Origin of the sequence: Marinobacter sp. 1-3A (assembly GCF_016597775.1) — a bacterium.
Taxonomy (GTDB): Bacteria; Pseudomonadota; Gammaproteobacteria; order Pseudomonadales; family Oleiphilaceae; genus Marinobacter; species Marinobacter xiaoshiensis.
This window is the reverse complement of record NZ_VCGZ01000011.1, coordinates 110,311-133,792: the sequence shown is the minus strand read 5'-3', so window position 1 is coordinate 133,792 and position 23,482 is coordinate 110,311. Positions and strand designations below refer to the sequence as shown.

Annotated in this window: 20 protein-coding genes; 9 read left to right on the top strand and 11 right to left on the bottom strand. The window is 53.2% G+C overall.

Going from position 1 to position 23,482, the window contains the following annotated elements; translation table 11 throughout:
* Window positions 1-259 precede the first annotated feature (259 nt).
* The 5 genes from typA to FE848_RS16175 all read left to right on the top strand — a co-directional run bounded on the left by typA (window position 260) and on the right by FE848_RS16175 (window position 6,061).
* Complete coding sequence (gene typA / locus FE848_RS16195; protein ID WP_200204901.1) at window positions 260-2,071, top strand: translational GTPase TypA; 1,812 nt, start codon at window positions 260-262, stop codon at window positions 2,069-2,071.
* A gap of 138 nt (window positions 2,072-2,209) precedes the next feature.
* The gene (pip, locus tag FE848_RS16190; RefSeq protein WP_200204900.1) at window positions 2,210-3,172 is read left to right on the top strand and encodes a prolyl aminopeptidase; all 963 of its coding nucleotides are present in this window, start codon (window positions 2,210-2,212) and stop codon (window positions 3,170-3,172) included.
* A 96-nt stretch (window positions 3,173-3,268) separates the two neighbouring features.
* Entirely contained in the window at window positions 3,269-3,715 is a 447-nt protein-coding gene (gene dtd / locus FE848_RS16185) for a D-aminoacyl-tRNA deacylase (RefSeq protein WP_200204899.1), read from the top strand.
* A 384-nt stretch (window positions 3,716-4,099) separates the two neighbouring features.
* Window positions 4,100-5,080 carry a porin gene (locus FE848_RS16180; protein WP_200204898.1) on the top strand — a complete coding sequence of 327 codons (981 nt, stop codon included), beginning with the start codon at window positions 4,100-4,102 and terminating at the stop codon, window positions 5,078-5,080.
* Window positions 5,081-5,182: 102 nt separating this feature from the next.
* Window positions 5,183-6,061, top strand: a complete 879-nt coding sequence (locus FE848_RS16175; protein WP_200204897.1) for a CYTH domain-containing protein — start codon at window positions 5,183-5,185, stop codon at window positions 6,059-6,061.
* On the opposite strand, the gene mgtE is transcribed toward FE848_RS16175, so the two are convergent.
* Entirely contained in the window at window positions 6,058-7,401 is a 1,344-nt protein-coding gene (gene mgtE / locus FE848_RS16170) for a magnesium transporter (RefSeq protein ID WP_200204896.1), read from the bottom strand. The genes FE848_RS16175 and mgtE overlap by 4 nt on opposite strands.
* Window positions 7,402-7,423: 22 nt before the next feature.
* Entirely contained in the window at window positions 7,424-8,593 is a 1,170-nt protein-coding gene (locus FE848_RS16165) for a potassium channel protein (RefSeq protein ID WP_200204895.1), read from the bottom strand.
* Window positions 8,594-8,671: 78 nt separating this feature from the next.
* Here FE848_RS16165 and glnE point away from each other — a divergent pair, with 78 nt between their 5' ends.
* The 4 genes from glnE to FE848_RS16145 all read left to right on the top strand — a co-directional run bounded on the left by glnE (window position 8,672) and on the right by FE848_RS16145 (window position 14,747).
* Entirely contained in the window at window positions 8,672-11,575 is a 2,904-nt protein-coding gene (gene glnE / locus FE848_RS16160) for a bifunctional [glutamate--ammonia ligase]-adenylyl-L-tyrosine phosphorylase/[glutamate--ammonia-ligase] adenylyltransferase (RefSeq protein ID WP_200204894.1), read from the top strand.
* 89 nt (window positions 11,576-11,664) lie between these two features.
* Window positions 11,665-12,591 carry a branched-chain amino acid transaminase gene (locus FE848_RS16155; RefSeq protein ID WP_200204893.1) on the top strand — a complete coding sequence of 309 codons (927 nt, stop codon included), beginning with the start codon at window positions 11,665-11,667 and terminating at the stop codon, window positions 12,589-12,591.
* Between the two features lie 135 nt (window positions 12,592-12,726).
* On the top strand, window positions 12,727-13,440 hold the full coding sequence (locus tag FE848_RS16150; RefSeq protein WP_200204892.1) for a 3-deoxy-D-manno-octulosonic acid kinase: 714 nt from the start codon (window positions 12,727-12,729) through the stop codon (window positions 13,438-13,440).
* 62 nt (window positions 13,441-13,502) lie between these two features.
* Window positions 13,503-14,747, top strand: a complete 1,245-nt coding sequence (locus tag FE848_RS16145) for an O-antigen ligase family protein (protein ID WP_200204891.1) — start codon at window positions 13,503-13,505, stop codon at window positions 14,745-14,747.
* Here the strand turns inward: FE848_RS16145 and FE848_RS16140 are convergent.
* From FE848_RS16140 to FE848_RS16100, 9 genes are read right to left on the bottom strand one after another with little or no spacing between them, the layout of a single operon-like run.
* Window positions 14,727-15,713: a WavE lipopolysaccharide synthesis family protein gene (locus tag FE848_RS16140; protein WP_200204890.1), complete on the bottom strand. Its 987-nt coding sequence runs from the start codon at window positions 15,711-15,713 to the stop codon at window positions 14,727-14,729. The genes FE848_RS16145 and FE848_RS16140 overlap by 21 nt on opposite strands.
* The gene (locus FE848_RS16135; RefSeq protein ID WP_200204889.1) at window positions 15,710-16,840 is read right to left on the bottom strand and encodes a glycosyltransferase; all 1,131 of its coding nucleotides are present in this window, start codon (window positions 16,838-16,840) and stop codon (window positions 15,710-15,712) included. The genes FE848_RS16140 and FE848_RS16135 overlap by 4 nt, the downstream gene beginning before the upstream one ends.
* A 1-nt stretch (window position 16,841) precedes the next feature.
* Window positions 16,842-17,585, bottom strand: a complete 744-nt coding sequence (locus FE848_RS16130; protein WP_200204888.1) for a glycosyltransferase family 2 protein — start codon at window positions 17,583-17,585, stop codon at window positions 16,842-16,844.
* Window positions 17,582-19,198 carry a capsular biosynthesis protein gene (locus FE848_RS16125; protein ID WP_200204887.1) on the bottom strand — a complete coding sequence of 539 codons (1,617 nt, stop codon included), beginning with the start codon at window positions 19,196-19,198 and terminating at the stop codon, window positions 17,582-17,584. Before FE848_RS16125 ends, FE848_RS16130 begins: the two co-directional genes overlap by 4 nt.
* Window positions 19,189-19,572 carry a capsular biosynthesis protein gene (locus FE848_RS16120; RefSeq protein WP_200204886.1) on the bottom strand — a complete coding sequence of 128 codons (384 nt, stop codon included), beginning with the start codon at window positions 19,570-19,572 and terminating at the stop codon, window positions 19,189-19,191. Before FE848_RS16120 ends, FE848_RS16125 begins: the two co-directional genes overlap by 10 nt.
* Before the next feature lie 36 nt (window positions 19,573-19,608).
* A complete protein-coding gene (gmhB, locus tag FE848_RS16115) occupies window positions 19,609-20,157 on the bottom strand; it encodes a D-glycero-beta-D-manno-heptose 1,7-bisphosphate 7-phosphatase (RefSeq protein WP_200204885.1) in 549 nt (182 codons plus the stop codon).
* Complete coding sequence (locus tag FE848_RS16110; RefSeq protein WP_227715402.1) at window positions 20,154-21,197, bottom strand: glycosyltransferase family 9 protein; 1,044 nt, start codon at window positions 21,195-21,197, stop codon at window positions 20,154-20,156. Before FE848_RS16110 ends, gmhB begins: the two co-directional genes overlap by 4 nt.
* Before the next feature lies 1 nt (window position 21,198).
* Window positions 21,199-22,644 (bottom strand): bifunctional D-glycero-beta-D-manno-heptose-7-phosphate kinase/D-glycero-beta-D-manno-heptose 1-phosphate adenylyltransferase HldE, encoded by a 1,446-nt coding sequence (hldE, locus tag FE848_RS16105; protein WP_200204883.1) that lies wholly within the window; start codon window positions 22,642-22,644, stop codon window positions 21,199-21,201.
* Window positions 22,641-23,228, bottom strand: coding sequence for an SIS domain-containing protein (locus tag FE848_RS16100; RefSeq protein ID WP_200204882.1), 588 nt, complete (start codon window positions 23,226-23,228; stop codon window positions 22,641-22,643). The genes hldE and FE848_RS16100 overlap by 4 nt, the downstream gene beginning before the upstream one ends.
* Window positions 23,229-23,482: the final 254 nt, after the last annotated feature.

Here is a 23,482-nt window from a genome sequence, read left to right as displayed (position 1 = left end):
GTGCGCCAGGATCGCCCCGTGAAATTGATTAAGAAATAGGCGTTCTTCTACATATTAACGGTGCAAAGTTTTCGATATACTGCGCGCCGCTTCATTTTCTCCGCATGGGGCCGAGTTATCAAATCGGATGCTGCATGTGAGGCGCCGGGCCGCCAGGCTCCGGTGGATGAGTTCATTTTACAGATTTGAGTAGGCGTGTGCGGGGTTGACCCTGAATGGCCTTCTTGAATCATTGAGTGCATTTCTCAGGAATAAATTTGTGATTGAAAAACTTCGTAATATCGCCATTATCGCCCACGTTGACCATGGTAAGACCACGCTTGTAGACAAACTGCTGCGTCTGTCCGGCACGCTGGACCGCAAAGAGCTCGAGAACGAGCGCGTCATGGACTCCAACGACCAGGAAAAAGAGCGGGGCATTACTATTCTTGCCAAAAATACCGCACTTAAGTGGAATGGCTACGATATCAATATTGTAGACACCCCTGGGCACGCGGATTTTGGTGGCGAAGTAGAGCGGGTCATGAGCATGGTTGACTGCGTGCTGCTGGTGGTTGATTCCATCGACGGCCCCATGCCCCAGACCCGTTTCGTAACCCAGAAGGCTTTTGCAGCCGGGCTACGCCCGATTGTGATTGTAAACAAGGTTGACCGCCCGGGCGCGCGTCCGGATTGGGTTGTAGACCAGGTTTTCGATCTGTTTGACAGTCTCGGTGCAACCGATGAGCAACTGGATTTCCCGATTGTTTATGCCAGTGCGCTGAACGGTGTAGCCGGCCTGGACCATGAGGATCTGGCAGACAACATGGATGCCGTATTCCAGGCAATCGTTGATCACGTGCCCGCGCCTTCTGTTGATCTGGAGGGTCCCTTCCAGATGCAGATATCCCAGCTCGATTACAACAGCTTTCTTGGTGTGATTGGTATCGGCCGTATTGCCCGCGGCAAGATCAAAACCAACTCACCCGTGGTTGCCATTGGTGCAGATGGTAAAAAGCGTCAGGGCCGAATCCTCAAGATTATGGGGCACTCCGGCTTGCAGCGCGTGGAAGTGGCTGAAGCGCAGGCGGGCGACATTGTGTGCGTAAGCGGTCTGGATGAACTGTACATCTCCGACACCCTGTGCGACATGAACAACGTTGAGGCCCTGCCACCGCTGACGGTGGATGAGCCAACAGTTTCCATGACATTCCAGGTTAACGACTCGCCCTTCTGCGGTAAGGAAGGCAAGTTTGTGACCAGCCGGAACATCAAGGACCGCCTTGAGAAGGAATTGCTGCACAACGTTGCCTTGCGCGTAGAAGAAGGTGACTCGGCAGACAAGTTCAAGGTATCCGGGCGCGGTGAGCTGCACCTGTCGGTTCTGATTGAAAACATGCGTCGCGAAAACTTTGAGCTGGCCGTAGGTCGCCCGGAAGTGGTTATCAAGGAAGTGGATGGCGAAAAGCAGGAGCCGTACGAGAACGTTATTGTTGATATCGAAGAGCAGCACCAGGGTTCCTTGATGGAGCAAATGGGGCTGCGCAAGGGCGATCTCACCAACATGGTACCGGACGGCAAGGGCCGTATGCGCCTTGAGTACACGATTCCTGCCCGCGGGCTTATCGGCTTCCGTAACAGCTTTCTGACCATGACCTCAGGTACGGGTATTCTTACCTCAACCTTCAGTCACTATGGCCCGATCAAAAGCGGTGACGTTACCAGTCGCCAAAACGGCGTTCTGGTTTCCATGGCCACAGGTACGGCCTTGACCTATTCACTGGAAACTCTCCAGAGTCGTGGCAAGCTGTTCCTCGATCCAGGCCAGGAAATTTATGAAGGGCAGCTTTGCGGTATACATAGCCGTGAAAATGACTTGGTGATTAACCCCACCAAAGGCAAGAAGCTGGATAACATGCGTGCCTCCGGCAAGGACGAGGTCATTGGCCTGGTGCCGCCGATCAAGTTTACTCTTGAGCAGGCGCTGGAATTTATTGACGATGATGAGCTGGTTGAAGTAACACCCAAATCTATTCGTCTGCGTAAGAAACACCTTACCGAAAACGAGCGTAAGCGCGCGAGCAAAAAGTAAGGTTTACGCTTTGAATCAGGCCGGCGCTGGTAACACAGCCCCGGCTTTTTTTTGCTTCCGGTTTTTGCAAACACATCCCGGTATCCGCATATCTCCGCTACACTGTCGTCGACCTTAAGCTGATCAGCGGAGCGCCCCATGCTTACCCTGTACCCGGACATCAAACCTTACGCAAAACACCGGCTGGCGGTGGAAGCGCCCCATGAACTGTATGTTGAGGAAAGTGGCAATCCGGAGGGGATACCCGTTCTTTTTGTTCATGGCGGTCCCGGGGGTGGATGTGAGGACTATCATCGCCGATTCTTCGATGCGGAGCGTTTTCGAATCATTCTGATGGATCAGCGCGGAGCCGGTCGCTCCACACCCCTGGCGGAACTGGAGGGGAACAGCACCGACAAGCTGGTTCAGGATATGGAAACTATTCGTGAATTCCTGGGGGTTGAGCGCTGGCTGCTGTTCGGAGGAAGTTGGGGTTCCACTCTTAGTCTTGTATACGCCCAAGCCCATGCGGAGCGGGTTATGGGACTTGTGCTTAGGGGAATTTTCCTTTGTCGTCCCCGGGATATTTCCTGGTTCTATCAGGATGGTGCAAGCCGCGTATTTCCAGACTACTGGAGGGAGTTTGAAGCACCGATACCTGAAGTTGAGCGCGGTGATATGGTGAGCGCCTATTACCGAAGACTAACCAGCAGTAACGAGTTGGAGCAGATGCAGGCTGCGAAAGCCTGGTCAATATGGGAAGGACGCTGCGCCACGCTGAACCCGAGCCCGCGGGTTGTTGAGCATTTTGGTCACCCGCATGTTGCCATTGCTCTGGCGCGAATTGAGTGTCACTACTTCATGAATGCTGCGTTTCTGGAAGATAACCAGATTGTAAGGGATGCGCACAAGCTCCGGGGTATACCCGCCATTATTGTTCATGGCCGCTACGACATGGTGTGTCCGCTGGATAATGCGCTTGCTCTCAGTAATGCCTGGCCAGAAGCAGAGTTGCGAATTATCCGCGAAGCCGGGCATTCTGCGTCTGAACCGGCTATTGTGGATGCGCTTTTGCGAAGTGTTGATGAGGTCATTGCAAGAGCGGAGAAAAATGCCGGCTGATGCTAGCCGTTAGTCGGGGTTGCGAGAACCTGCGAGCATGGCTACACTCTTGCCTGATTGTAATTCTCATTTGACCGGAGTTAACAAAAAAACCGGATGAAAGGACTTGTCCAGCGGGTGTCAAAAGCCAGCGTCGAGGTTAACGGTCGTGAAATTTCGCGCATAGATGCCGGTATATTGTTGTTGCTGGGTGTGGAGCGGGGAGATGAACAGAGTGAAACAAAACAGCTGCTTCGGAAAATACTTACCTACCGCATCTTTCCTGATGAAGCGGGGCGCATGAATCTCAGTTTGCTCGATACAGGTGGCGCCTTGCTTGTTGTACCCCAGTTTACACTTGCTGCTGACACTTCTTCAGGTACACGCCCTGGTTTTTCACGTGCGGCCGCCCCGGATTTGGCAGAAAGCCAGTATGCCAGTTTCCTCGATCTGGCACGGGCGGAGCTGGGTGCGGCAAGGGTTAAAGAAGGTTTATTCGGCGCGGACATGAAGGTGGGCCTGGTTAATGACGGGCCGGTAACTTTTATGCTTTCAACCCGCTGAGTGTTGTTGCAAACTTGTAGTGGAATACGTTGATTTACCCATCCTGAAAAGAGCGGCTGGGCCTTGGCCGAAGGTGCTTTGGAATAAAGGTTTGCGTTTTTGGGATTAAATGGGTTAAAAAATCGACATGAAATATTTGCAAAATAGCTGTTCATGTATTAAAAGTGAGTCATCATGCGGCGCTTTAAGAGAGTGCCGTAAGTGACTGAACCATAAAGATCTGATTGAGTGAGGTCTTTATGGTGGGAAAAGTTGCTTCTTTGTCATAGATTTGACATGTTGCAAACCTAAAATAAGAGCCATCCGGTTTTTCTGGGGCAGCTTATAGAAATCGGGATTAACCCGTTGTTGAAACCTGAAATAACTCGCAAAAGGACATACAACATGAAAAAAACACTCATTGCATCAGCTATCGCTGCCGCCACTTTCTCTGGTGCTGCGCTGGCTCAGGAAAGCAACCTGCCGACGGTTTACGGCAATATCCAATATGCACTGACCTACACTGACGCTGAAGCAATTAGCGGTGCAAAGACACACGGCATCGAGCATTTTGATAACGGTACCACCTTGGGTGTGACCCATAGCCACGAGATTTCGCCAGGCCTGACCGGCTTCTTCAAGCTTGAGCTTGATGGGTTTGAAGCTGACGATAAGGCTGCAAAAAAGGACATCATCAAGCTAGATGAAGCTTATATTGGTGTTAAAGGTGATAACTTTGGTCAGCTTTGGGTTGGTTCTGACGACTCCATTTACGAAACGTCAGTAGATAAGATCGGCAACTTTTACGAAATTGGATCAGGTGTTGGCAATAACTACACCACTGGTGAAGGCGACTTGGTTCAATATCTGTCTCCGAATTTCGGTGGTTTGAAACTGGGTGCTGCGGTTCAGATTAACGGTGATAACGACTCCGTTCCGGCTGCTAAGAAATCTTTCCCTTGGCAGTTAGCTGCCATGTATGAAGTGGACGCTCTGGAGCTTGCATTTGCAGTTGACTCCAACGATGGTGATGGAAATAACGAAAACTCTTACGGCTTGCGGGCGACCTATAACATTGCTGACTTCAGTGTGACTGGTGAGTTTGAGACTCGTAAAGATGTTGCGGATACCTTTGGTATCCTGGGTGTATACACCCTTGGCGCAAACCAGTTCGCCCTTTCTTATCAGATGGTTGATAATGACAGCGGAGATAAGGAAGATGTTATCTCCCTTCAGGCTATGCACCATATGTCTGATCACATGTATGTTTATGTAGAAGGGTATGTTTCTAGCGCAGACTGGGACCAAACCTATGAGGTTGGTAACGGAAACTTCGTTGGCGAAGAGCGTTCTACTCTTGCACTGGGTGCAGTTTACTACTTCTGATCAGCCAACCAGCTAATCAGTTAGTTTAGTATTGAAAACCGGTGACCTTCGGGTCACCGGTTTTTGCGTTTCTGATTCACGGAATTGAAAGGTGCGGCAAGCATGGCAGAAGAGCTGGAAATAAAGTTGAGCCTTAAGTCTGCAGATCTCTTGAAAGCGCTGAACTGGTTGCTTGCTCAACCGGAAGCTCAAGCTGGCAGCAAGAAATGTCTGGTGAATTGTTACTACGACACCCCGGATGCGGAGCTTAATCACCAGCAAGCGGCTCTTCGTGTGCGCCAGGCTGGTAGCCAATATCTACAGACACTCAAAACCCGTGGAGAGTTCGTAGATGGTGCTCACCGCCGAGAGGAGTGGGAATGGCCAATCGCTGGGCCAGAGCTTTCATTAGGGTTGCTAGCGGATACGCCATTGGGAGATCGAATCAATCTCGCTCGGTTGGCGCCGGCGTTTGAAACCAATTTTACTCGCCAGGTAGTCATGTTGGACGATGGCAAGGCTGTGATTGAATGCGCTGTGGACGAAGGTGTTATTGCAGCCGGAGGACAGGAAAAGCCGCTTCAAGAAGTGGAGTTTGAGCTTGTGTCTGGCGAACCATCCAGGCTGCTTTTCTGGGCCGAAAAACTCTCCCGGCAATGCCCTGTTTTTCTGAACCTGATTAGCAAGGCAGAGCAGGGGTATTACCTTGCTGGAATGCATGTTGCTGCCGACGATAGCGGTGTACAGGCCGGCAAGGGTAATGATCTTGATCGCCTTTTGCATCAGCTTAGTCATGCCTGGTTGGTGCAGGGGAGGGTGCCGCTTGAGGGGTTGAACATTCAGGCGCTTGCTGCACAAGCGGAAGCAGCCGGGCTGGCGCAGCCCTTTGCCGCAGTTGTTGAGGCCTTGGCCAAGGGTGAGCCTTTGAAAAGTTTGTTAATCAGGCCAGAACTTGGGCGATGCCAGCTCGGCTTGTTGGCAAGGAGGATTAGCGCTCGCTAAACACCTAAAATTGCGGTGGCGATGCTGAAATAAATCAGTACTCCGCTTACGTCGGCAATGGTTGTGATAAGCGGAATGCTCGCGGCAGCGGGGTCGATACCCAGTCGGTTGAGCAGCAGCGGCAGCAAAATACCGATAAGCCCACCGGCAAGCACTACTGCGATCATGGTTATAGCAACAATTGTAGCGATAACCATTTCGGTACGAAACATGCCTACCGCCCACACTGTAAGGGCCATAGTCAGGCCGAGAGCTGTCGCCACGAACAGTTCTTTGTTGAATAGGCGCACCCAGTCCCGATTGACCACGTCACCCGTTGCAATACCCCTTACCACCAGTGTGGCGGATTGCGCACCTGCGTTACCCGCACTGGCAACCAACAAGGGCATGAAGAACAACAGAGCCAGGTGGGCACCAATAATGTCTTCAAAGTGTGCTATGCCGGCACCGGTAAATATGTTGGCAAACACCAGAATAACCAGCCATTGAATGCGGGAACGGTAAAGCAGGACAGGGGAGGCCGTGGTGATGCCAGTGTCGAGATTGCTCACCGTCCCGCCTTTGTGAATGTCCTCCGTTGCCTCCGCCTCAATAACATCCATGGCATCATCGTAGGTAATAATGCCTGCCAGGCGGTTGTGATCGTCCACTACGGGCAGCGCCAGCAGGTCGTACTTTGCAATCAACCTGGCAACGTCGTCCTGGGAGGTGCCTGTTTGGGTGGTTACTAACCCTGTGGCGAGCAGCGAGTCGATAACAGTATCGGGTTTGGCAATAATGAGCCGACGTAGAGACACTACGCCAATCAGCACCTGGTCCTCATCAATCACGTAGGATTGGTAGATAGTTTCTTTGTTTTCTGCTGTTTTGCGCAGAATATCTATGGCTTCACTGGCCGTGATGCCAGATTCAAACACGGCGTAATCCGTGCTCATCAACGCGCCCGCAGTACCCTCAGGGTAAGCGAGAAGGGCTGTGAGGTCTTCCTGATCTTCCTGGTCCAGTTTTCTGATGAGCTGCTTCTGGCGTGGCTCGTCGAGCAGGCTGAAAAAATCAACCCGGTCATCTGAGGGCATTTCTGTTGTAAGGAGCGCCAGTTCGGCCAGGGGTGTTGCTTGGGTTAATAGCAGCTGTGTCTCTGGGGTGGTGTACCCCAGAACCTTGGCTCGCTGAGCCATAGGCAGGCTCTGGAAAAGTGAGCCGGCCGCATCGGTTTCCAGATTCTGCTCGATAAATTCCGCAAGGTCGGCAGCGTTGAACAGATTCGCTGCATCAACAACAGACTGGGGCTGCCCGGATGCAAGTGCATCTACCAGCGGCTGGAAAAGTACAGATTCCATAGACGGTGCCTGGAGAATTTATTTAAGGAGTGGTGGTGTTTGAAGAAGTGGTTATGGTCGCATTTTCCTGCATGTTTCTCCATTTCTCCATAAACTTGCGGTAGCGCTCCAGTGCTTCTTCGACCACTGCCAGATCCGGCGTATCGTTGGATTTGACCAGCACGATAAGGCCTTTGCCCTCAATCTCTTTGGTTATAGCCGGGTGGCAGATAACCTCGTCGTCATGATTAATATAGGCCAGTGCGGTACCAATGCCATGGCGAATCAATGCGCTGACAATATCTGCCCAGTTTAGATCATCCAGCTCCAGGTCGTACCGATGTGGGTGGTCCTGCTCGTAGTTGAACATGTCCTCCAGAACTTTTTCTGAGCCGGGAGCCACTACAGAGCGCACCATGATTTCAGGGTAGGTGCGGACAGGGCGAATAACGGCCCTAACTCCAAGTTCTTTGTACCGGCTGCGGTTGGCATCAGTGACGCACTCCACCGTTGTTTTCTGGCCCAGGTTGAGTTCGCCAAGGCGGTGGGAAATGTCGAAAGTGAGGCTGTCTGAGTGAGGGTCGGATTCGTCGGCAGCCAATACAACAATGTGTTTGGCGCTGCCTGCGTGTACCGCCTTCAGTGCCTCCGGATCGAACCCGGAACCATGGTAGTGAACGATGCCCAAATCGGACAGTTCGGCAGGCAAGCCACTGGGGAATTCCCGGGTAAGGAGCATGATAGGAATGCTTTCATAGCCCTGAACAGCCCGGATTTGCGTTGCAAAACGCATGAAGTAGGTGGTGCCGCCGTGCTTGGGGGTATTAATAATGACTATATGGTTGTTCATGTTATAGATCCAGCGTCCGGTGAGAATGCGTTCCCGGCGGTAGAACCGGTACTCGATAAAATCGCTGACAATCAGCGTCATTAAGGTAATAGCGCCCACGAAGATGAACAAAATGGTGCTGATGCGGCCAATGTAGGTTACCGGCGCGAAGTCGCCATAGCCTACAGTCGCAATGGTGGTCATGGTCATCCAAAGCGACTCAAACAGGGTTAGCTCTTCTACTGCCCAGATTATCAGGATATGGGTGGTCAGCAGCGCGATCAGAACCATAAACAGGTTTTTTGCCCGCTTCCGGATAAGCCCGCCCATGGGGATTTTGCTTTTCTCATGTTCCGCGTTGAGGGGAAAGCGGTTTCTCAGCATCCGGTGTTGGCCTGTTCAGTCTCGGGTAAGTTCGTTATACAGTAGCGGAAATATAACAGAGAGACAGGGGTTTGCATTATGTCCGAGCCATGGAATTGTCTTCCTTTGCTGCTGGCGGGTGATGTTTCTGCCAGTTGGGCATCGGTTTTTCCGGAGGGTTTGCCGGGCTGGCTGCTGGCGGATGCCAGTGTATCGGAATATGTGGTTGCCCAGGCCGTGGCACGGAGCCTGTTTTTGCGGCAAACCCTTGAGCGGCATCCAGATCAGGTGCGGGCTCTATTGGATTCGCGGTTTCTGAGTGAACCCACCACTCCGGAGTATCTTCGGGCGCGCTGTCGCGACTATCTTTCGGAAGTAACGAGTGAGCCCGAACTGCATGTGGCTTTGCGCCGTTTTCGCCGGGAGGCGCAGTTCCGCATGATATGGCGGGATTTGCTGCGCTGGGCTGATCTGGCGGAGACCATGGCTGCGACCAGCGCATTTGCTGAGGTATGCATTGAGGGTGCGCTGGCTTGGTTGAACGAAGCGGCCTGTGAGCAGTATGGCACCCCTTGGGGTATGGACCCGGTAACCGGTGCAGAGGCTCCCCAATCCCTGGTTGTTATCGGTATGGGGAAGTTAGGTGGCCGTGAGTTGAACGTGTCATCGGATATTGATCTGATTTTTGCGTTTCCCAGCAAAGGCGAAACCCGGGGCGGTGGGCGCTCTCTGGACAACCAGCAGTTTTTTATCCGGCTTGGCCAACGCTTGATTCAGGCTCTGGACCAGATAACCGCTGACGGCTTTGTGTTCCGCGTAGATATGCGCCTGCGTCCTTATGGGCAAAGCGGCGCACTTGCACTGAGCTTCGCCGCGCTGGAAACCTACTATCAGGATCAGGGGCGAGACTGGGAGCGTTACGCCATGGTCAAGTCCCGTGTGGTGGCAGGTGATTTGAAAGCTGGGGAGGTTCTTATGGAGAGCCTCAGGCCCTTCGTTTACCGCCGCTACATCGATTTCAGTGCGTTTGAATCTCTGCGAAGTATGAAAGCGATGATTGGCCGCGAAGTTCGCAGGCAGGGGCTTGAGAACAATATCAAACTTGGCAGTGGTGGCATCCGGGAAATCGAATTTGTGGTTCAGGCGTTCCAGCTCATCCGTGGCGGCCGCGACCGGGAACTTCAGCAACGTGAGTTGCTGGTTATTTTGAAAGAGTTGGAGGAGCTGGAGCTTCTGCCTTCGCAAGTGGTGAATGAGCTACGAGAGGCTTATGTGTTTCTTCGCAACCTTGAGCATGCTCTGCAGGGTATGGAGGACAAGCAAACCCAGTTATTGCCGGAGGATGAGCTTTCAAGAGCCCGTGTAGCGCTGATTATGGGGTTTGAGGACTGGCCGAGCTGCCAGCAGGCATTGGACCGGCACCGGGACAATGTGTCCACCCATTTCGCTAATATTATTGCCACCGAAGAGGACGAGGACAGCGCGCGGTCTTCTCTGGACGAAGGATGGTGTGAACTCTGGCTGGCGGAAGTTGATGAGGCTTCAGATATCGCGTGGCTGGAAACGCACGGCTACGAAGATCCTGCGGGCAGTCTTGGCCTGCTCAGCAGCTTGCGCGAAAGCCGCACAGTTCAGACTATGCAGACTCAGGGCCGTAAGCGGTTAAACCAATTTATGCCGGTGCTGCTGGCGGCATTAGCCGAAGTAGAAAAGCCATCAGAAACCCTGTCGCGTGTTTTGCAGTTGGTTGAAGCGATTTTGCGCAGAACGGCATACATGGTGCTGTTGCTGGAGAACCCCGGCGCCCGAGCTCAATTGGTAAGCCTGTGTAGCGAAAGCCCCTGGATTGCCCGACAGTTGGCGGAAACTCCCTTGCTGCTGGATGAGCTGCTTAATGCGGAAAGTCTGTACAGCCCGCCCGCACGAGAAGAGTTACAGGATGACCTGCGCCAGCAAACATTGCGTATTTCCTACGATGATCTGGAAAACCAGATGGAGTCGCTGCGTCACTTCAAAAAAGCCCACATTCTTCGCGTGGCGGCGTCCGAGCTAAAGGGCACATTGCCGCTCATGAAGGTGAGTGACTATCTCACCTGGATTGCGGAGGTGGTCCTTGATCATGTGGTGGATGTCGCTTTCGCCAATCTGGTTGCCCGCCACGGTTATCCCGGACAGGCTGAAGGGGCCAGCTGTGGTACTGATTTCGCGGTGATTGGCTACGGAAAGCTCGGTGGTATTGAGCTGGGCTACACCTCGGATCTGGATCTGGTGTTTGTTCACACTGCAGACCCTGATCTGTCAACAGACGGCGATAAGCCCATCGATAACGTGGTGTTCTATACCCGCCTTGGCCAGCGCATAGTTCATATCCTTAATGCGCAGACGCCTTCCGGCCAACTGTATGAGGTGGACATGCGGCTGCGACCATCGGGCAATTCCGGGTTGTTGGTGAGCACACTGAATGCATTTGAAAAATATCAGCGCAACGACGCCTGGACATGGGAGCATCAAGCCCTGGCCCGGGCCCGTGGTGTTGCCGGGAGCAAGCAAACCATTGCGGCTTTTGAGGCGGTTCGGCACGACCTGCTTTGCCAGGATCGTGACAAGGATAGGCTGCGCCAGGAAGTGCTTGAGATGCGCGAAAAAATGCGCACCAATCTGGGGACCCCGGAAAGCCGGCGCGATGAGACTTTCCACATCAAGCACGATGCTGGCGGCATTGTGGATATGGAATTCATGGTTCAGTACCTGATGCTGGCCTGGAGTGGAGAGTACCCGGAGTTGACTCAGTGGTCTGACAACATCCGGCAAATGGAAGAGCTGGGTAGGGCTGGGGTATTGCCGGTGGAGGACGCTGAGAAGCTGCGGGAGGCCTATATTGCCTTGCGCTCAAGCATTCACCGGCGAGCACTGCAGAACCTTAACAGCCAGGTGGCGAGTGATGCCTTCTCAGGCGAACGGCGATACATCCAGTCCGTCTGGAAGAAAATCATGGCGGTATAGCGAGCCTGGTGTCGTTCCGTCAAAAATTCCTGATAGAATGCCAGACTACACTAGGTTTCCAAAAACCGTTTTTTTAGGAGCAACGAAGCATGTCGATGGCTGATCGCGATGGCGTTATCTGGCTGGATGGTGAAATGGTTCCCTGGCGTGAAGCCAAAACTCACGTCCTGACCCACACTCTGCACTACGGCTTGGGCTGTTTTGAAGGGGTGCGCGCTTACAATACTGCGAATGGTCCGGCTATTTTCCGCCTGCAGGATCACACAGATCGCCTGTTCCGGTCCGCCCACATTCTGAACATGAAAATGCCATTCAGCAAAGAAGAGCTGAACGCAGCCCAGTGCGCGGCTGTTCGTGAGAATAACCTTGATGAAGCCTATCTGCGCCCGATGGCATTTTTGGGCTCTGAAGGCATGGGCCTACGTGCCGACAACCTGAAGGTTCATGTAATGGTAGCTGCCTGGAGCTGGCCTTCTTACATGTCGCCAGAAGCCAAGGAAGTTGGCATCAAGGTTCGCACATCTTCATACACTCGCCACCACGTTAACATCACCATGTGTAAGGCGAAGGCAAACGGCAACTACATCAACTCCATGCTGGCGTTGAATGAAGCCATTGCCAGTGGGTGTGAAGAGGCGCTGTTGCTGGATAATGAAGGTTATGTGGCTGAGGGCTCCGGCGAAAACATCTTCATCATGCGTAATGGGGTTCTGCATACACCAGAGCTAACCTCGTGTCTGGAAGGTATTACCCGGCAGACCATTCTGGACTTTGCTGCAGAATTGAACATTCCGGTGAAAGAGCGCCGCATTACCCGCGATGAGGTTTATGTTGCAGATGAAGCCTTCTTTACCGGTACCGCGGCTGAAGTGCTGCCAATTCGGGAGTTGGACGGTCGGGCGATTGGCGCTGGCAAGCGTGGTCCGGTAACCGAGAAGTTGCAGGCTATGTATTTTGATGCGGTGAAAGGAAAGCTGCCGCAGCATAGTGACTGGCTGACTCACACCAGCAGATAAAAATACCGCCGGAATAGTTGGCGCCTGTGAATGGCGCCGGCTTTTTGCGGAGGATCCCTTTACCGGAAGACTCAGAGTTCTGATGGGTTGATTCTCGCAGGGTGTTGTAACGACTCCACGCAAATGGGAGGTGGTGTGGCAGGAATAGTTCAAGGCCAGGATCCCGGGTCGCAATACCTGGTGTGTGAGGACTACCTTCCGCGTTTTAGTCCGTGCTGGTTTTCGGACGCCTTCTGGGGTGCGTCGATAGAGCCCGTAACAAGTGGAGGCAGAGGCAGTGCCTGGTTTATCAGCGACAATGATCGCAGCTGGGTGTTGCGCCACTATTTGCGGGGTGGGGCAGTGTCACGGTTAAATGCAGACCGGTTTCTTTTTGTTGGTACCAGTCGCGTGCGCTCATTTAATGAACTCCGGCTCCTGGAGGATCTTGCTCGCGAAGGCCTCCCCGTGCCAGAGCCTATCGCAGCGTCTTGTATTCAGGTTGGTCTTTTTTACAGAGCATCTATCCTGATCAAACGAATCCCCGGGGTAACCACGATGGGGGAGCGTTTTTTTGACCTCACCGCTTCGGAGCTCGAAAAAATCGGCTCCGTAGTCCGCCGTTTTCATGATCTTGGCGTCTACCACTCCGACTTGAACTGTTTCAATATCCTTATCAATGATGAAAGTGTTTATCTCATTGATTTCGATAAGTGCCGGCGTTACGAATCCTCACCACAGAATGCCATCTGGAAGACAAAGAATCTTGATCGCCTGAAAAGATCAATTGACAAAATATGCCTGCCTGCCTCATCTGAAGATCTTCCAGCCAGGTGGCAAAGCCTGCTTGAGGGATATCGAGCAGATTAAACCGACCAATACGTGCACCCACAAGTGGTTTCTATCAACCCTCTGCCCAAAAGAGGCTTCTTATGATTTGCCAATCCAGGGCCAGTTATGCCGCTGGCGCAGGTGTGGCTGTTGCTGCTGCACCACTCGTGTACATGCTGAGCCTCATGTGGTGGATTCCTGATGGAGCAAAATATGTCCCGGGTATCGTTGGTGGCGCAATATTGCTCTACGGTGTCTTTTGGAGATTGCCGGAGCGGGATCAGGGTCTGAAGCGCAAGCAATGGCCGTTTTTATTGGCAGCATGGGCGTTCGTTGTTGTCAGTGCGGCAAGTTATCTGCTTAACGACGGTAGCTGGTCAGAGCTCAGGGCACTGTTGGTGATGGCTGTTTATATTTCCTTTTTCTGCGGTGTCCGGTTCCGCAGTGGGTTCTTTACGGCCATTCTTCTGGTCTGTGCCGCAGGCTTCATTACGCTGACATTCTACCAATACAGTCAGACGGGCGGTCGTGTAGGCGGGTTTATCAATCCTATACCTTATTCGACGGCGGTGGGTGCAGTTGTGTTGGTGCTTCTTGCCATGTTGCTGTTTGCCAATATTAGCTTATGGCAGCGGGTGGCTTTCGGAGCCATCTTTGTGCCTCTGGTTGCCGCTTTGTTGATGACTAAAACTCGCGGAGTTGTCGGGCCGGTTTTCGTGATCTGTGCCGGGCTGCTTTTTACGCTGCTGATGCAGAACGAGCGTCGCCGGTTCCTGAAATCTCTTATTGTTATCGCCATATTGGCGAGTGTCGCAGTGGTTGCAGGTAAAACGTTTCTGACGGACCGCCTGAGTCAAACGGCTAACGAGTACGAAGCACTTTCCGAGGGCAACTACGATGGCTCTTTTGGCGTCCGTTTGCAGCTCTGGCAGGCTTCTGGTGAGCTTATTGCCCGTAAACCGGTGATGGGTTACGGCAATGGTTATCGCGATGCTCTGGAGGAGCTTCACCGTACCGGTAACCTGAAAGAAAGCCTTTACCGATTCGAAGCCAATCACTTCCACAATCAGTTCATAGATACCACGGTAAAAAAGGGCCTGATTGGCGGGCTGGCGCTGGTATTACTTTTGATTGCGGCAGCCCGGATGGTTTACCTGGCCCCTGGTGCTACGTGGCAAAGGTACGGTGGACTGTCGGTGGTGTTACTCTACGCAGGCGCGTCGCTCACTGATGTCCCTTTGCTCCACTCCCAGACAATATTCCTGTTTTTTGGGCTTTGTTTTCTCCTTAGCTCCGCTAACCGTCGAGATAACGTCGAGGCTCTGTCAGTTCGACAGCCTGATTAATTTCAGGTGGGTTTCAAGGCGGGTAGGGTAAACGTAAATCAACCGCGCCAATTGCAGGGCAAGGCGCTGCCTCAGGGTGGTGTCTGGCCGGAAAGCAGGGTCGCAGTGGCGCCTGTAAAGATCTTGCCACTCAAAAAACTGCCATTGGGCGCATCGGCCTTTGGGCCTGGCTATTCTTGCGTTGCCGGAAAACTTCTCGCCCAAGTGCAGCCCCAGCATTCCCGGCGGGGCTATAATAAGGTTGTCTGCATAGTAAAGGTCTGACAGCTTCAGTTTGTCCGGCGCGTTATCAAGCAACCCGTCAAGCTGAATGGAGGCGTCAAATTTCTGCAGTGTCCTGAGCCAGAACATCTGAGTGCAGTCCACAATAAAGCCGTTTGCCCGGGCCTGTGCTCTGGCGGCCTCATCGGGTTTAACATCGTCTAGCAGCTTGAGGTCCCAGATTGCCAGGAGATCCTCTGTTAACCCATAGTAGAAAAAATCGCTTAGATGGAAGGCTACTCTGAAGCCTTTGGCGTACCGCCGGGTAAATACGTTACTGGTGACGACCCGTTCCCTGAAAATGCTATGGCTTCCACAGCGCTCGGGGTATCGGCTCTGCAGCTCAACGAACCCATTGCCGGTAAGGTAGTTGTCACTCCGCAACTTGATGGCATAAGGGGTCGAAACCTGCTTCAGACCGGCCAGCGTGGAGACAATCTGGCGATTGTTGTTGTAATACTGGGGGCGTCCATCGCTGTGGAAATTCCGTATGTTTGGCCCGGGGTCGTCCGAAACCACCAGTTCATCGTAGTCCAGCCCGGCAAGATCCTGCTCGGGCCAGGTGGACAGAATGATATGAGCGCCGGGCAGGTGTGTTCTCACGGAAGACAGGCACTTTTGCGTTATGCCTTCTTCCTGCTCCCGCCCCTTTAGCGTTTGTACCGGGCCCTGGACTACAACAGTGATATCTTTGAAGCGGTTCAATGCGCATTTCCTTTCAGCTGTTCGCTAAGCTCAATATAGCGCCTGGCTACCCGTCGGTGGTCGAGAAACCCGATGTTTTCCGAGCATACCGCGGGAGGGTTCTCCAGTATATCGTCGATAGCGCGGGCAAGTGCATCGACATCTCCCCTGGGAACGATCCAGCGACTGAGGTCACCGCACAATAATTCATAGGAGCCACCCGCGTCGGTAGCTACTACCGGTGTGCCTGCTGTCAGACTTTCTACGATCACCGTTGGCAGCCCTTCAACATCCGAGCTGGATACGTACAGTTTTGCATGGTGAAACGCAGGCAATATGTTTGCGCAAAAGCCGGCGAAGATGACATCTCCGGATATGTCCAGGTCTTTAGCAAGTTGATTAAGGGCATTCAGACGTTTGCCTTCACCGAATATGACCAGTGGGTACTGTCGCCTGGTTTTGGCGTAGGCTTTCAGGAGAATATCAAACCGTTTGGTTCTGTCCGGGCGTCCTGCAGCCATGATGTACGACTGGGGCAGTTGCTCGGGAGGTGACTGCCCCATTTCCCGACGTAGCCGGTTAAAATCAAAACCGTTAAGGATAACTTCAATGCTTGCAGGCGTAGCGCCCACTTTGTTTAGCATGTCCTTCTTTACGTCTTCAGACACGGTTAAAAGCTTTTTGTGGCTGTAAATTTTTTTGTACAGCCACTCGTAAAATCTTTTTCTTATGCCGGTGTATCGGCTTATAAAATTCTCGTATTTGCAGCTGTGTACCACTATGTAGTGGTTACTGCTGCAGGCGCGCATAGGTATGCAACTCTGGCCCTGATAAAAGATAACATCGTAGTTTTCATCCCCGACTTGGCGTTTCATTTGTTGCACGAAAAAAGAGCTAAAGATGTAGTAGTAGAAATGTTTGCCGAGTATTGCGGTGAAGGTTTTTGAAAGCAGCTTGGAGAGTCGGTTTTCTTTATCTAGCCCGATAATTTTCAGGTATTTATCATTGCGGTCGAGAGGTCCGGGGTTTTCCCAGAAAATGAAATCGACAGAGTGGCCTTGCCTCTCAATTTCCTGGGCGACATCGTGAGTGACTCTGTAAAGCGACTGTTGGTAGGTAGAGCCGCCTAAAACGAAGGCAAATCTCATATTAATTCCGGATCGTGTCTGGCCTCTTGGAAAGGAACTGCCGATACTCATCTGGTGTACCACAAAAAATAATGTCGTTCTCTGGTATCTGTGAGTAAAAGATGTTGCGGCCGTTTCGGATCAGGTAGTTGTAAAGTGGTGCTATATATAATTCCCCTTTGGCCCACTCGCTGCGGGGCCGGCTTTCGTACTCATCAAAGCTCTCGATAAAATCAGACGCATGCGTGAAGTGGTAGAGCCCGTCGCTGCAAAGGTTTGAAATGGGCTTTTTTTCGGCGGTTTCAGCAACGCGCTGGGAGCCGCTCTCCACTGGGCGTGCAAAAGACCAGTTGCTTCCCGTGCCTTCAAACACCTCCAGAAAACCATCGCCTATCAAATCAGGTTCCGGAAACTTGAAGCCCGGCCGGAATGTATCAATATTGAATATAGTGACAGAGCCGCTTTTGATGCCGAGCTTCTTTAACGCAAGGTAAACAGTTTCTGCCTGCCCCCGGGTTTCCTTTTCCAGCGTTATCACACGAAAATCAGAAATGCCCAAGGCTGTTGCCCTGGTTTGTACAAACTCTTCGGTGTCAAAAACATCGCGGATGATAAACACAAAGGGGTGAGTCGAAAAATAACGTTTAAAACTGAGCACGGAATGTTCGAACAGCGTGCGGCCATGGGCTTCGAGCATGTACTTGGGCTTTTGGTACCCGGCCTCGAAAAAACGTGAACTTAGTCCTGCCATGGGAATGATGATCATGAGGCTGTGTGTTCCGGTAAAAGTGTATAAAGTCTGAAAGCGTTTGCCAGAAGGGCATCCTGTCGATCCGGCTGGTCTGCGTGTAAGGGCAGCATCGATAAAAACAGATGGATTTGCATGGCGTACATTTCAACCGCCGTTAAGCCGAAATGCGTTTCGACCAGCCTGAGAAACAGTTGCTGAACAGATTCCATCTTGTCGAAATGCGGAATGCTGAACTCAAGCCGGTTATCCGTCATGATAAGTTCATGGGTACCCGCAATGATCCAGTCGTACAGGCCAAGAACCGAATGGCTGAGTTTGGCAATATCGTAGCGGATATCGCCGAAGATGCTGAACCGGTTATCCATGGTGATGCCCCGGGGATCAATCACTTTGATCCGGTCGGTTCGGAAGTCATAGAGTATGTTGCTGAAACAGAAGTCTCCGTGCATCAGCGTGGCTGCAGACGGTTTCGTTGGAAGGTATGGGGTAGTCTTACAGATCAGATCGCTGATAGATAACTCAAGATAGTCCTGTGTTCCGGGGCCTGTCGCATAGAGGTAAGGTTTTGAATCTGACACACCCCGCTCTTCACAAAAAGCCTTAATCCGGGCACGGGTTTTGTTCTGCAGGAGTTCATCAATAGACGAATGGGGCGTGCCATCCCTCGCCGGGTACTTCTGGCAGTCCTTCAGAAAGACCACGCATTGGCGCAGGATCTTTTTCCAAATGAGCGGGGGCAGGTCTGCAAACACGTAAAGCTCGTTGAGTGCCGTGTGGTGCAGGTACTCCAGGCGGTAGGTCAGTTGGTCTGCGTTTGCTTCTGAGGTGCTCGTACCCAGAAACTGCGGCGTGTATTGCCGCATCATCGGCGGTAACTGCTCAAACCACTTCGCCTCACCGGCAATTTTTGCACAATGGGTACCTGATTTTTCAATCCAGCGCCGTGTAATGGTCAGGTCGTTGAATACCCGCTGCGTGGTGAACGTAGATTTGGAGTGGTAGTAGGTGTTGGCGTGACCGAAATCCAGCCAGTTGTGGACGCTAATCGTTTCGAGTCCCTTGGCTTTGTTATAACGCGACAGGCCATTCAGAAAGCTCCAGTTGGACTGGGTGATGCAGCGAATCAGCAATCGTGGGCTGCTGAAGTTGAAGTATCCGGTTACAACACTGTACTTTTCCAGCTCTGGTGTTTCTGTGCTGCTGACAAGCCAGTTGTCTTCGTCTTCGGTGACCACTGCCCAGTCGTAATTGTCGTCTACCTTGGCAGTGGCAATGATATCAGTCCCATCGGGCAGGGGGTCGATGAGCGTATCGCCGAACAGAACCTGCAGCGGGGTATCCAGCGGCTGCTCTGTCAGATTCAGTGATGCGACCAGCGAGGCGCCAAGGCTAAGGCCATCCGGCACGGACAGTACGGTTACCCCATGTTGATCAAGCCAGGCCTGGTCATGAGCCTCCACCACAAAGGATTCAGGTAGCGAAAGAAAAATGCGAACCCCGGCAGGAGCAGATTTAACCTGATGCTGAAATAGCCGCCGGTTGCCCAGGGGCAAGAAGCTTGGGGGCAAGGCACCGAATTCGGAGCGAAGTTCCAGGCTTATGTAATCAGCCGACATAATCAGGAACATGAGTGCTTCTCACGCTCGATGAGTTGCTGGATTTCTTCCGGCGTCAACCGGGTGAATTCCGACGGGCGTATGGCTCGGTCGTCAATGTAAAAACCGTCGAAGCCGCACCAGGGTTTACCAACGTGTATTTCATCGTAAGGCACATCATGCCTGGCCAGCCACTCGGTAATGACCGGCAGGGTGTGAACGTTGATTTTGCCCACGTTGCCCTCGTAGGTGCGCATGTTCCGGGCAGTCTGGATAATGATTTCATAGCCCAGGGCTCTGTAGCTGCGCAGGGTTTCAATCACCTCGGTGTTTGGCAGTACCTCCCGATAATCGGAGGTGTTGGCAAGTGTAATTGTTCCGTCAAGATCAACAACGAGTTTTTTCACGGTTCCCCTTATCTGGCTTGGACATCAATTCTGGCATCACGCAAGAATAGCGCGGGTAGCCTCATGGATCGACGGCCATACGCTGTGTGCGGTACTCAGGTCTGAGGGTGACAGGCTTTGCCCGGATTTCACCAGAACGCGCCTGCCAATACCAGCTGCGGATGCGGCCTCCATGTCGGCACGTTTGTCTCCGATCATGATGCAGTTTTCTGCTGTCAGTCCGTAGTCGTGGATGCCCGCGACAAGCATTCCGGGTCGCGGTTTGCGGCAGTTGCAGTTACGCTCATCTACCTTGCCGTGATCGGGGTGGTGCGGGCAGTAGTACACGTGTGCAAGTGGGGCACCTTCGCTGGCAAAGCGGGCTTTCATCCATTCGGTTAATGCCTGGAAATCCTGCTCTGTGTATTTACCCCGTGCGATACCCGACTGGTTGGTAACAACAATCAGAAGATAGCCGAGCCTGTGAAAGTGCCTGCAGGCGTCGAATACACCTTCGATAAACTCGAACTCCTCGGGCCGGTACACGTAGCCGTGATCCATGTTGATCACACCGTCCCGATCCAGAAAAACTGCTTTACCCTTCATAGTGCTTGCTCTTCCGTCAGGCGGTCAAACATGTCACACACCTGCTTTACTGAGATGTGGTTCATTAAATCTTTACCTTTCAGCCGTTTGCCCCAAGGGGCGTTGGGCGCATCGCTGCCGAGCGCCTGCTGCAGCAGCGGTGTATAAGCGTCCACGGTGTAGTGTTGCAGGCCATAGGGGCCAGTACGTGCAGGATTGCTGTGTGCATAAAGGCCTATGGCCGGCGTGCCCGCTGCCACCGCCATGTGCGTGGGGCCGGTGTCCGGCGCAATAACCAGGGTGGCGTTTTTAATCAGTGCAAAAAGCTGCTTGAGGGATGACTGGCCAACCAGGTTGTACACAGGCACCTTGCACAAACTAGCCACCCGGGCCGCCAGTTCAACCTCTGGTTCGGCCGGCCCACCACAAAGGTATATTGCAAAACCTTTGGCGTGGGCGTGTTCTGCCACCTGCGCATAGCGTTCGGGCAACCAGTTGCGTTCCTGCGCGGAGGCAGCAGGCACCAGTACCAGATGCTTTTGGGCGGTGGGGGCAAGCTGGCTGCGTGCCCAGAGTTCATCCTCCGGAGTAACCGGGATGTTCCAGCGGGGTGGCGTCAGAGGGATGCTCAGGGCAGTCAGAAACTGCCGAAAGGTGTCGAGCACGTGAGGCTTGCTGGCGGGCGCTATGCGTTCGTTGATAAACAGGCTGTGGAGTTCTTTGCTGCGGGCCTTGTCATAACCAATCCGGCGCTTTGCGGAAACACACAGGCTTGCAAGGTTTGCGCGAAGTGCCAGTTGCATGAGCAAGAGTACATCAAAGCGTCGCCCGGCCAGGTCCTGTCGCAGCTTGCGGTATGCAGCCAACCCTGTGCGCTTGTCGAACACGATCAGTTCAATACCGGGCAACCCGCGCAGCAGTGCCGCTTCCGCCTTGCCGATGATCCAGGTTATGCGGGCGCTCGGGTAGTGCTCCTGAATAGCCTGCACCACTGAAGCCGCGTTGCAGGTGTCTCCAATGGCAGAGAGCCGCAATATGCATATTGAGCGAATACTGGCCAAATCAACTCCGCACTTTGCTGATGATTCCACTGGTGGAGCGGCCTTGCAGCAAGGGCAGCACGATGACCTCACCACCATTGTGCTGAACGAATTCGGCGCCAACAATGGTGTCGACGGTGTAATCGCCACCCTTCACCAGCACATCGGGCTGTATGGTGCGAATCAGCTGTTCCGGGGTGTCGTTTTCGGAATCGTCGTCTCCGAAGGGAACCACCCAGTCCACACAAGCCAGGGCTTCGAGCACTTCGAGGCGGTCTTCCAGAGTGTTGACAGGGCGGCTCTCGCCTTTGAGTCTTTTTACCGAGGCATCGCTGTTCAGCCCCACAACAAGCCGGTCACCCAATGCTCTGGCTTCGTTCAGGTAGCGCACATGGCCGGCATGCAGGATGTCAAAGCAGCCGTTGGTAAACACAATACGCTCGCCCTGTTTACGGGCATAATCGATGTGTTGCAGGCTCTGGGTGGTAGTCGGGTAGTAACCGCTGGTTTTGGACGAAAGTTGCTGGCTTGCGCGGGCGGCAAGTTCCTCCGGAGATACCGTGGCGGCACCCAGTTTGGCAACTACCAAGCCGGCGGCCAGGTTGGCCAGCCACGCGGCCTGGGGCAGCTCAAAGCCGGCACTTAGCAAGGTGCCCAGGGTTGCGATAACGGTATCGCCCGCCCCGGTAACATCGCTCACCTCAAGAACCTGTGCCGGGAAGTGGTGGTGCTCGGTTTGGGTGATCAGACTCATGCCCTGCTCACTTCGGGTAAGCAGCATGGTTTCAATACCTGCGCTGCTTAAAAGCTCCCTGGCGGAGGAGAGCATCAGGTCCTCGTTGGTGTCCAGGCCTCCGGCTGCTCTGAACTCTAACAGATTGGGAGTAATAACGGTGGCGCCCCGATAGCGGGAAAAATCATGACTCTTGGGGTCTACCAGCACAGCTTTGCCTGCGTGCCTGGCGGCCAGGATCATGTCCTGAACAAATGCCAGCGAGCCTTTGGCGTAATCGCTGATAACAACTGTTGAGTAGTTGGCAACCAGTGCCTGAAACCGCTCGGTCAAAGCCCGGGCATGGGCCTCGGCGAAAATGTCTTCCATATCCAGTCGGATCATCTGCTGGTGGCGGGAGATGATGCGGGTTTTGGAAATGGTTCTGGCATCGTCCAGTACCAGGAGTTCCGAAGCTACATGTTCTTTGGTCAGCAGCTGGCTAAGTAGCTGGCCGTCCGGGTCTTTTCCTACCAGCCCCAAGAGGGTGGCCTGGCCGTCCAGGTGTGCGATGTTGCGGGCTACGTTGGCCGCACCACCAGCTCGGTCCTCAGAGTTGGCCACCCGTACAATCGGCACCGGTGCCTCGGGGGAAATGCGGTGCGTGTCTCCGATGAAATATCGGTCGAGCATGACATCACCCACCACCAGGATTGACGCGCTCTGAAGGTTAGCCAGCTGTGCCGGATCAATCATTGAGTCAGTCCTGCGGTCGTAACTTCATCATCCAGTGCTTCGCAAAGCCAGTGGCCGATAAACATGTGGGCTTCCTGGATGCGGGCGGTTTCATCGCAACGGATGATAATGGAGAGATCCGCAATATCTTTGACCTTACCGCCATCCCGGCCGGTCAGGGCAACTGTTGCAGCACCCAGGTTGTTGGCAGCTTTGAGACCGCGGTTGATGTTCTCACTCTGGCCGGAAGTTGTCAGGCCAATAACCAGATCTTCAGGGCGTGCCAGGCCTTGTATCTGCCGTTCGAAAACACTCTCGAATTCATAGTCGTTGGGGTGCGCGGTAAGAATCGAGGTATCTGTTGTCAGTGCAATGGAGGCCAGAGGTCCGCGCTCTTTTTTGTAACGAACCATAAACTCGGCGGCCAGGTGCTGGGAATCAGCCGCACTGCCGCCGTTCCCCATAAAAATGACTTTGCCGCCTGCATTTAGGGCCTTGAGCGTCATATTCAGCAGTCGGCCGGCCTCATCCAGGTGGTTTTCAAGAACGGAAAAAGTTGCGCGGTGCCGCTCCAGCGCGGCGATAAAACTGCTTTCCTGGGACATGAGAGCCTCCGGTTCCACAAAATGATTCAAGGTGCCCGTATTCGGAGCTTGAAAATGATTCTGGATTGTAGCATGTGGCGCATGGCCATCTGTATAGGGTTTTTCAGAGGCTAAGCACTTGGTAATGCTGGCAGTAACCCTTGGGAAAGGGGCGCGGTGCTGTGCCGCTCCGGTTTCAGCGGTTGCCAAAAGAGGTTAGTATTTACGCATTCGTTTTCTTCAATCGACCAGCCTGCTGCATTATCCCTCAGGAG

What these genes read in the sequence shown, in the direction of transcription:
- glnE (WP_200204894.1), top strand. Translation starts at nt 8,672, where the DNA reads ATGTCCGAGCCATGGAATTGTCTTCCTTTGCTGCTGGCGGGTGATGTT.
- pip (WP_200204900.1), top strand. Translation starts at nt 2,210, where the DNA reads ATGCTTACCCTGTACCCGGACATCAAACCTTACGCAAAACACCGGCTG.
- FE848_RS16180 (WP_200204898.1), top strand. Translation starts at nt 4,100, where the DNA reads ATGAAAAAAACACTCATTGCATCAGCTATCGCTGCCGCCACTTTCTCT.
- FE848_RS16145 (WP_200204891.1), top strand. Translation starts at nt 13,503, where the DNA reads ATGATTTGCCAATCCAGGGCCAGTTATGCCGCTGGCGCAGGTGTGGCT.
- FE848_RS16125 (WP_200204887.1), bottom strand. Translation starts at nt 19,198, where the DNA reads ATGTTCCTGATTATGTCGGCTGATTACATAAGCCTGGAACTTCGCTCC.
- FE848_RS16135 (WP_200204889.1), bottom strand. Translation starts at nt 16,840, where the DNA reads ATGAGATTTGCCTTCGTTTTAGGCGGCTCTACCTACCAACAGTCGCTT.
- FE848_RS16100 (WP_200204882.1), bottom strand. Translation starts at nt 23,228, where the DNA reads ATGTCCCAGGAAAGCAGTTTTATCGCCGCGCTGGAGCGGCACCGCGCA.
- FE848_RS16175 (WP_200204897.1), top strand. Translation starts at nt 5,183, where the DNA reads ATGGCAGAAGAGCTGGAAATAAAGTTGAGCCTTAAGTCTGCAGATCTC.
- hldE (WP_200204883.1), bottom strand. Translation starts at nt 22,644, where the DNA reads ATGATTGATCCGGCACAGCTGGCTAACCTTCAGAGCGCGTCAATCCTG.
- mgtE (WP_200204896.1), bottom strand. Translation starts at nt 7,401, where the DNA reads ATGGAATCTGTACTTTTCCAGCCGCTGGTAGATGCACTTGCATCCGGG.
- FE848_RS16130 (WP_200204888.1), bottom strand. Translation starts at nt 17,585, where the DNA reads ATGATCATCATTCCCATGGCAGGACTAAGTTCACGTTTTTTCGAGGCC.
- FE848_RS16165 (WP_200204895.1), bottom strand. Translation starts at nt 8,593, where the DNA reads ATGCTGAGAAACCGCTTTCCCCTCAACGCGGAACATGAGAAAAGCAAA.
- dtd (WP_200204899.1), top strand. Translation starts at nt 3,269, where the DNA reads ATGAAAGGACTTGTCCAGCGGGTGTCAAAAGCCAGCGTCGAGGTTAAC.
- FE848_RS16155 (WP_200204893.1), top strand. Translation starts at nt 11,665, where the DNA reads ATGTCGATGGCTGATCGCGATGGCGTTATCTGGCTGGATGGTGAAATG.
- gmhB (WP_200204885.1), bottom strand. Translation starts at nt 20,157, where the DNA reads ATGAAGGGTAAAGCAGTTTTTCTGGATCGGGACGGTGTGATCAACATG.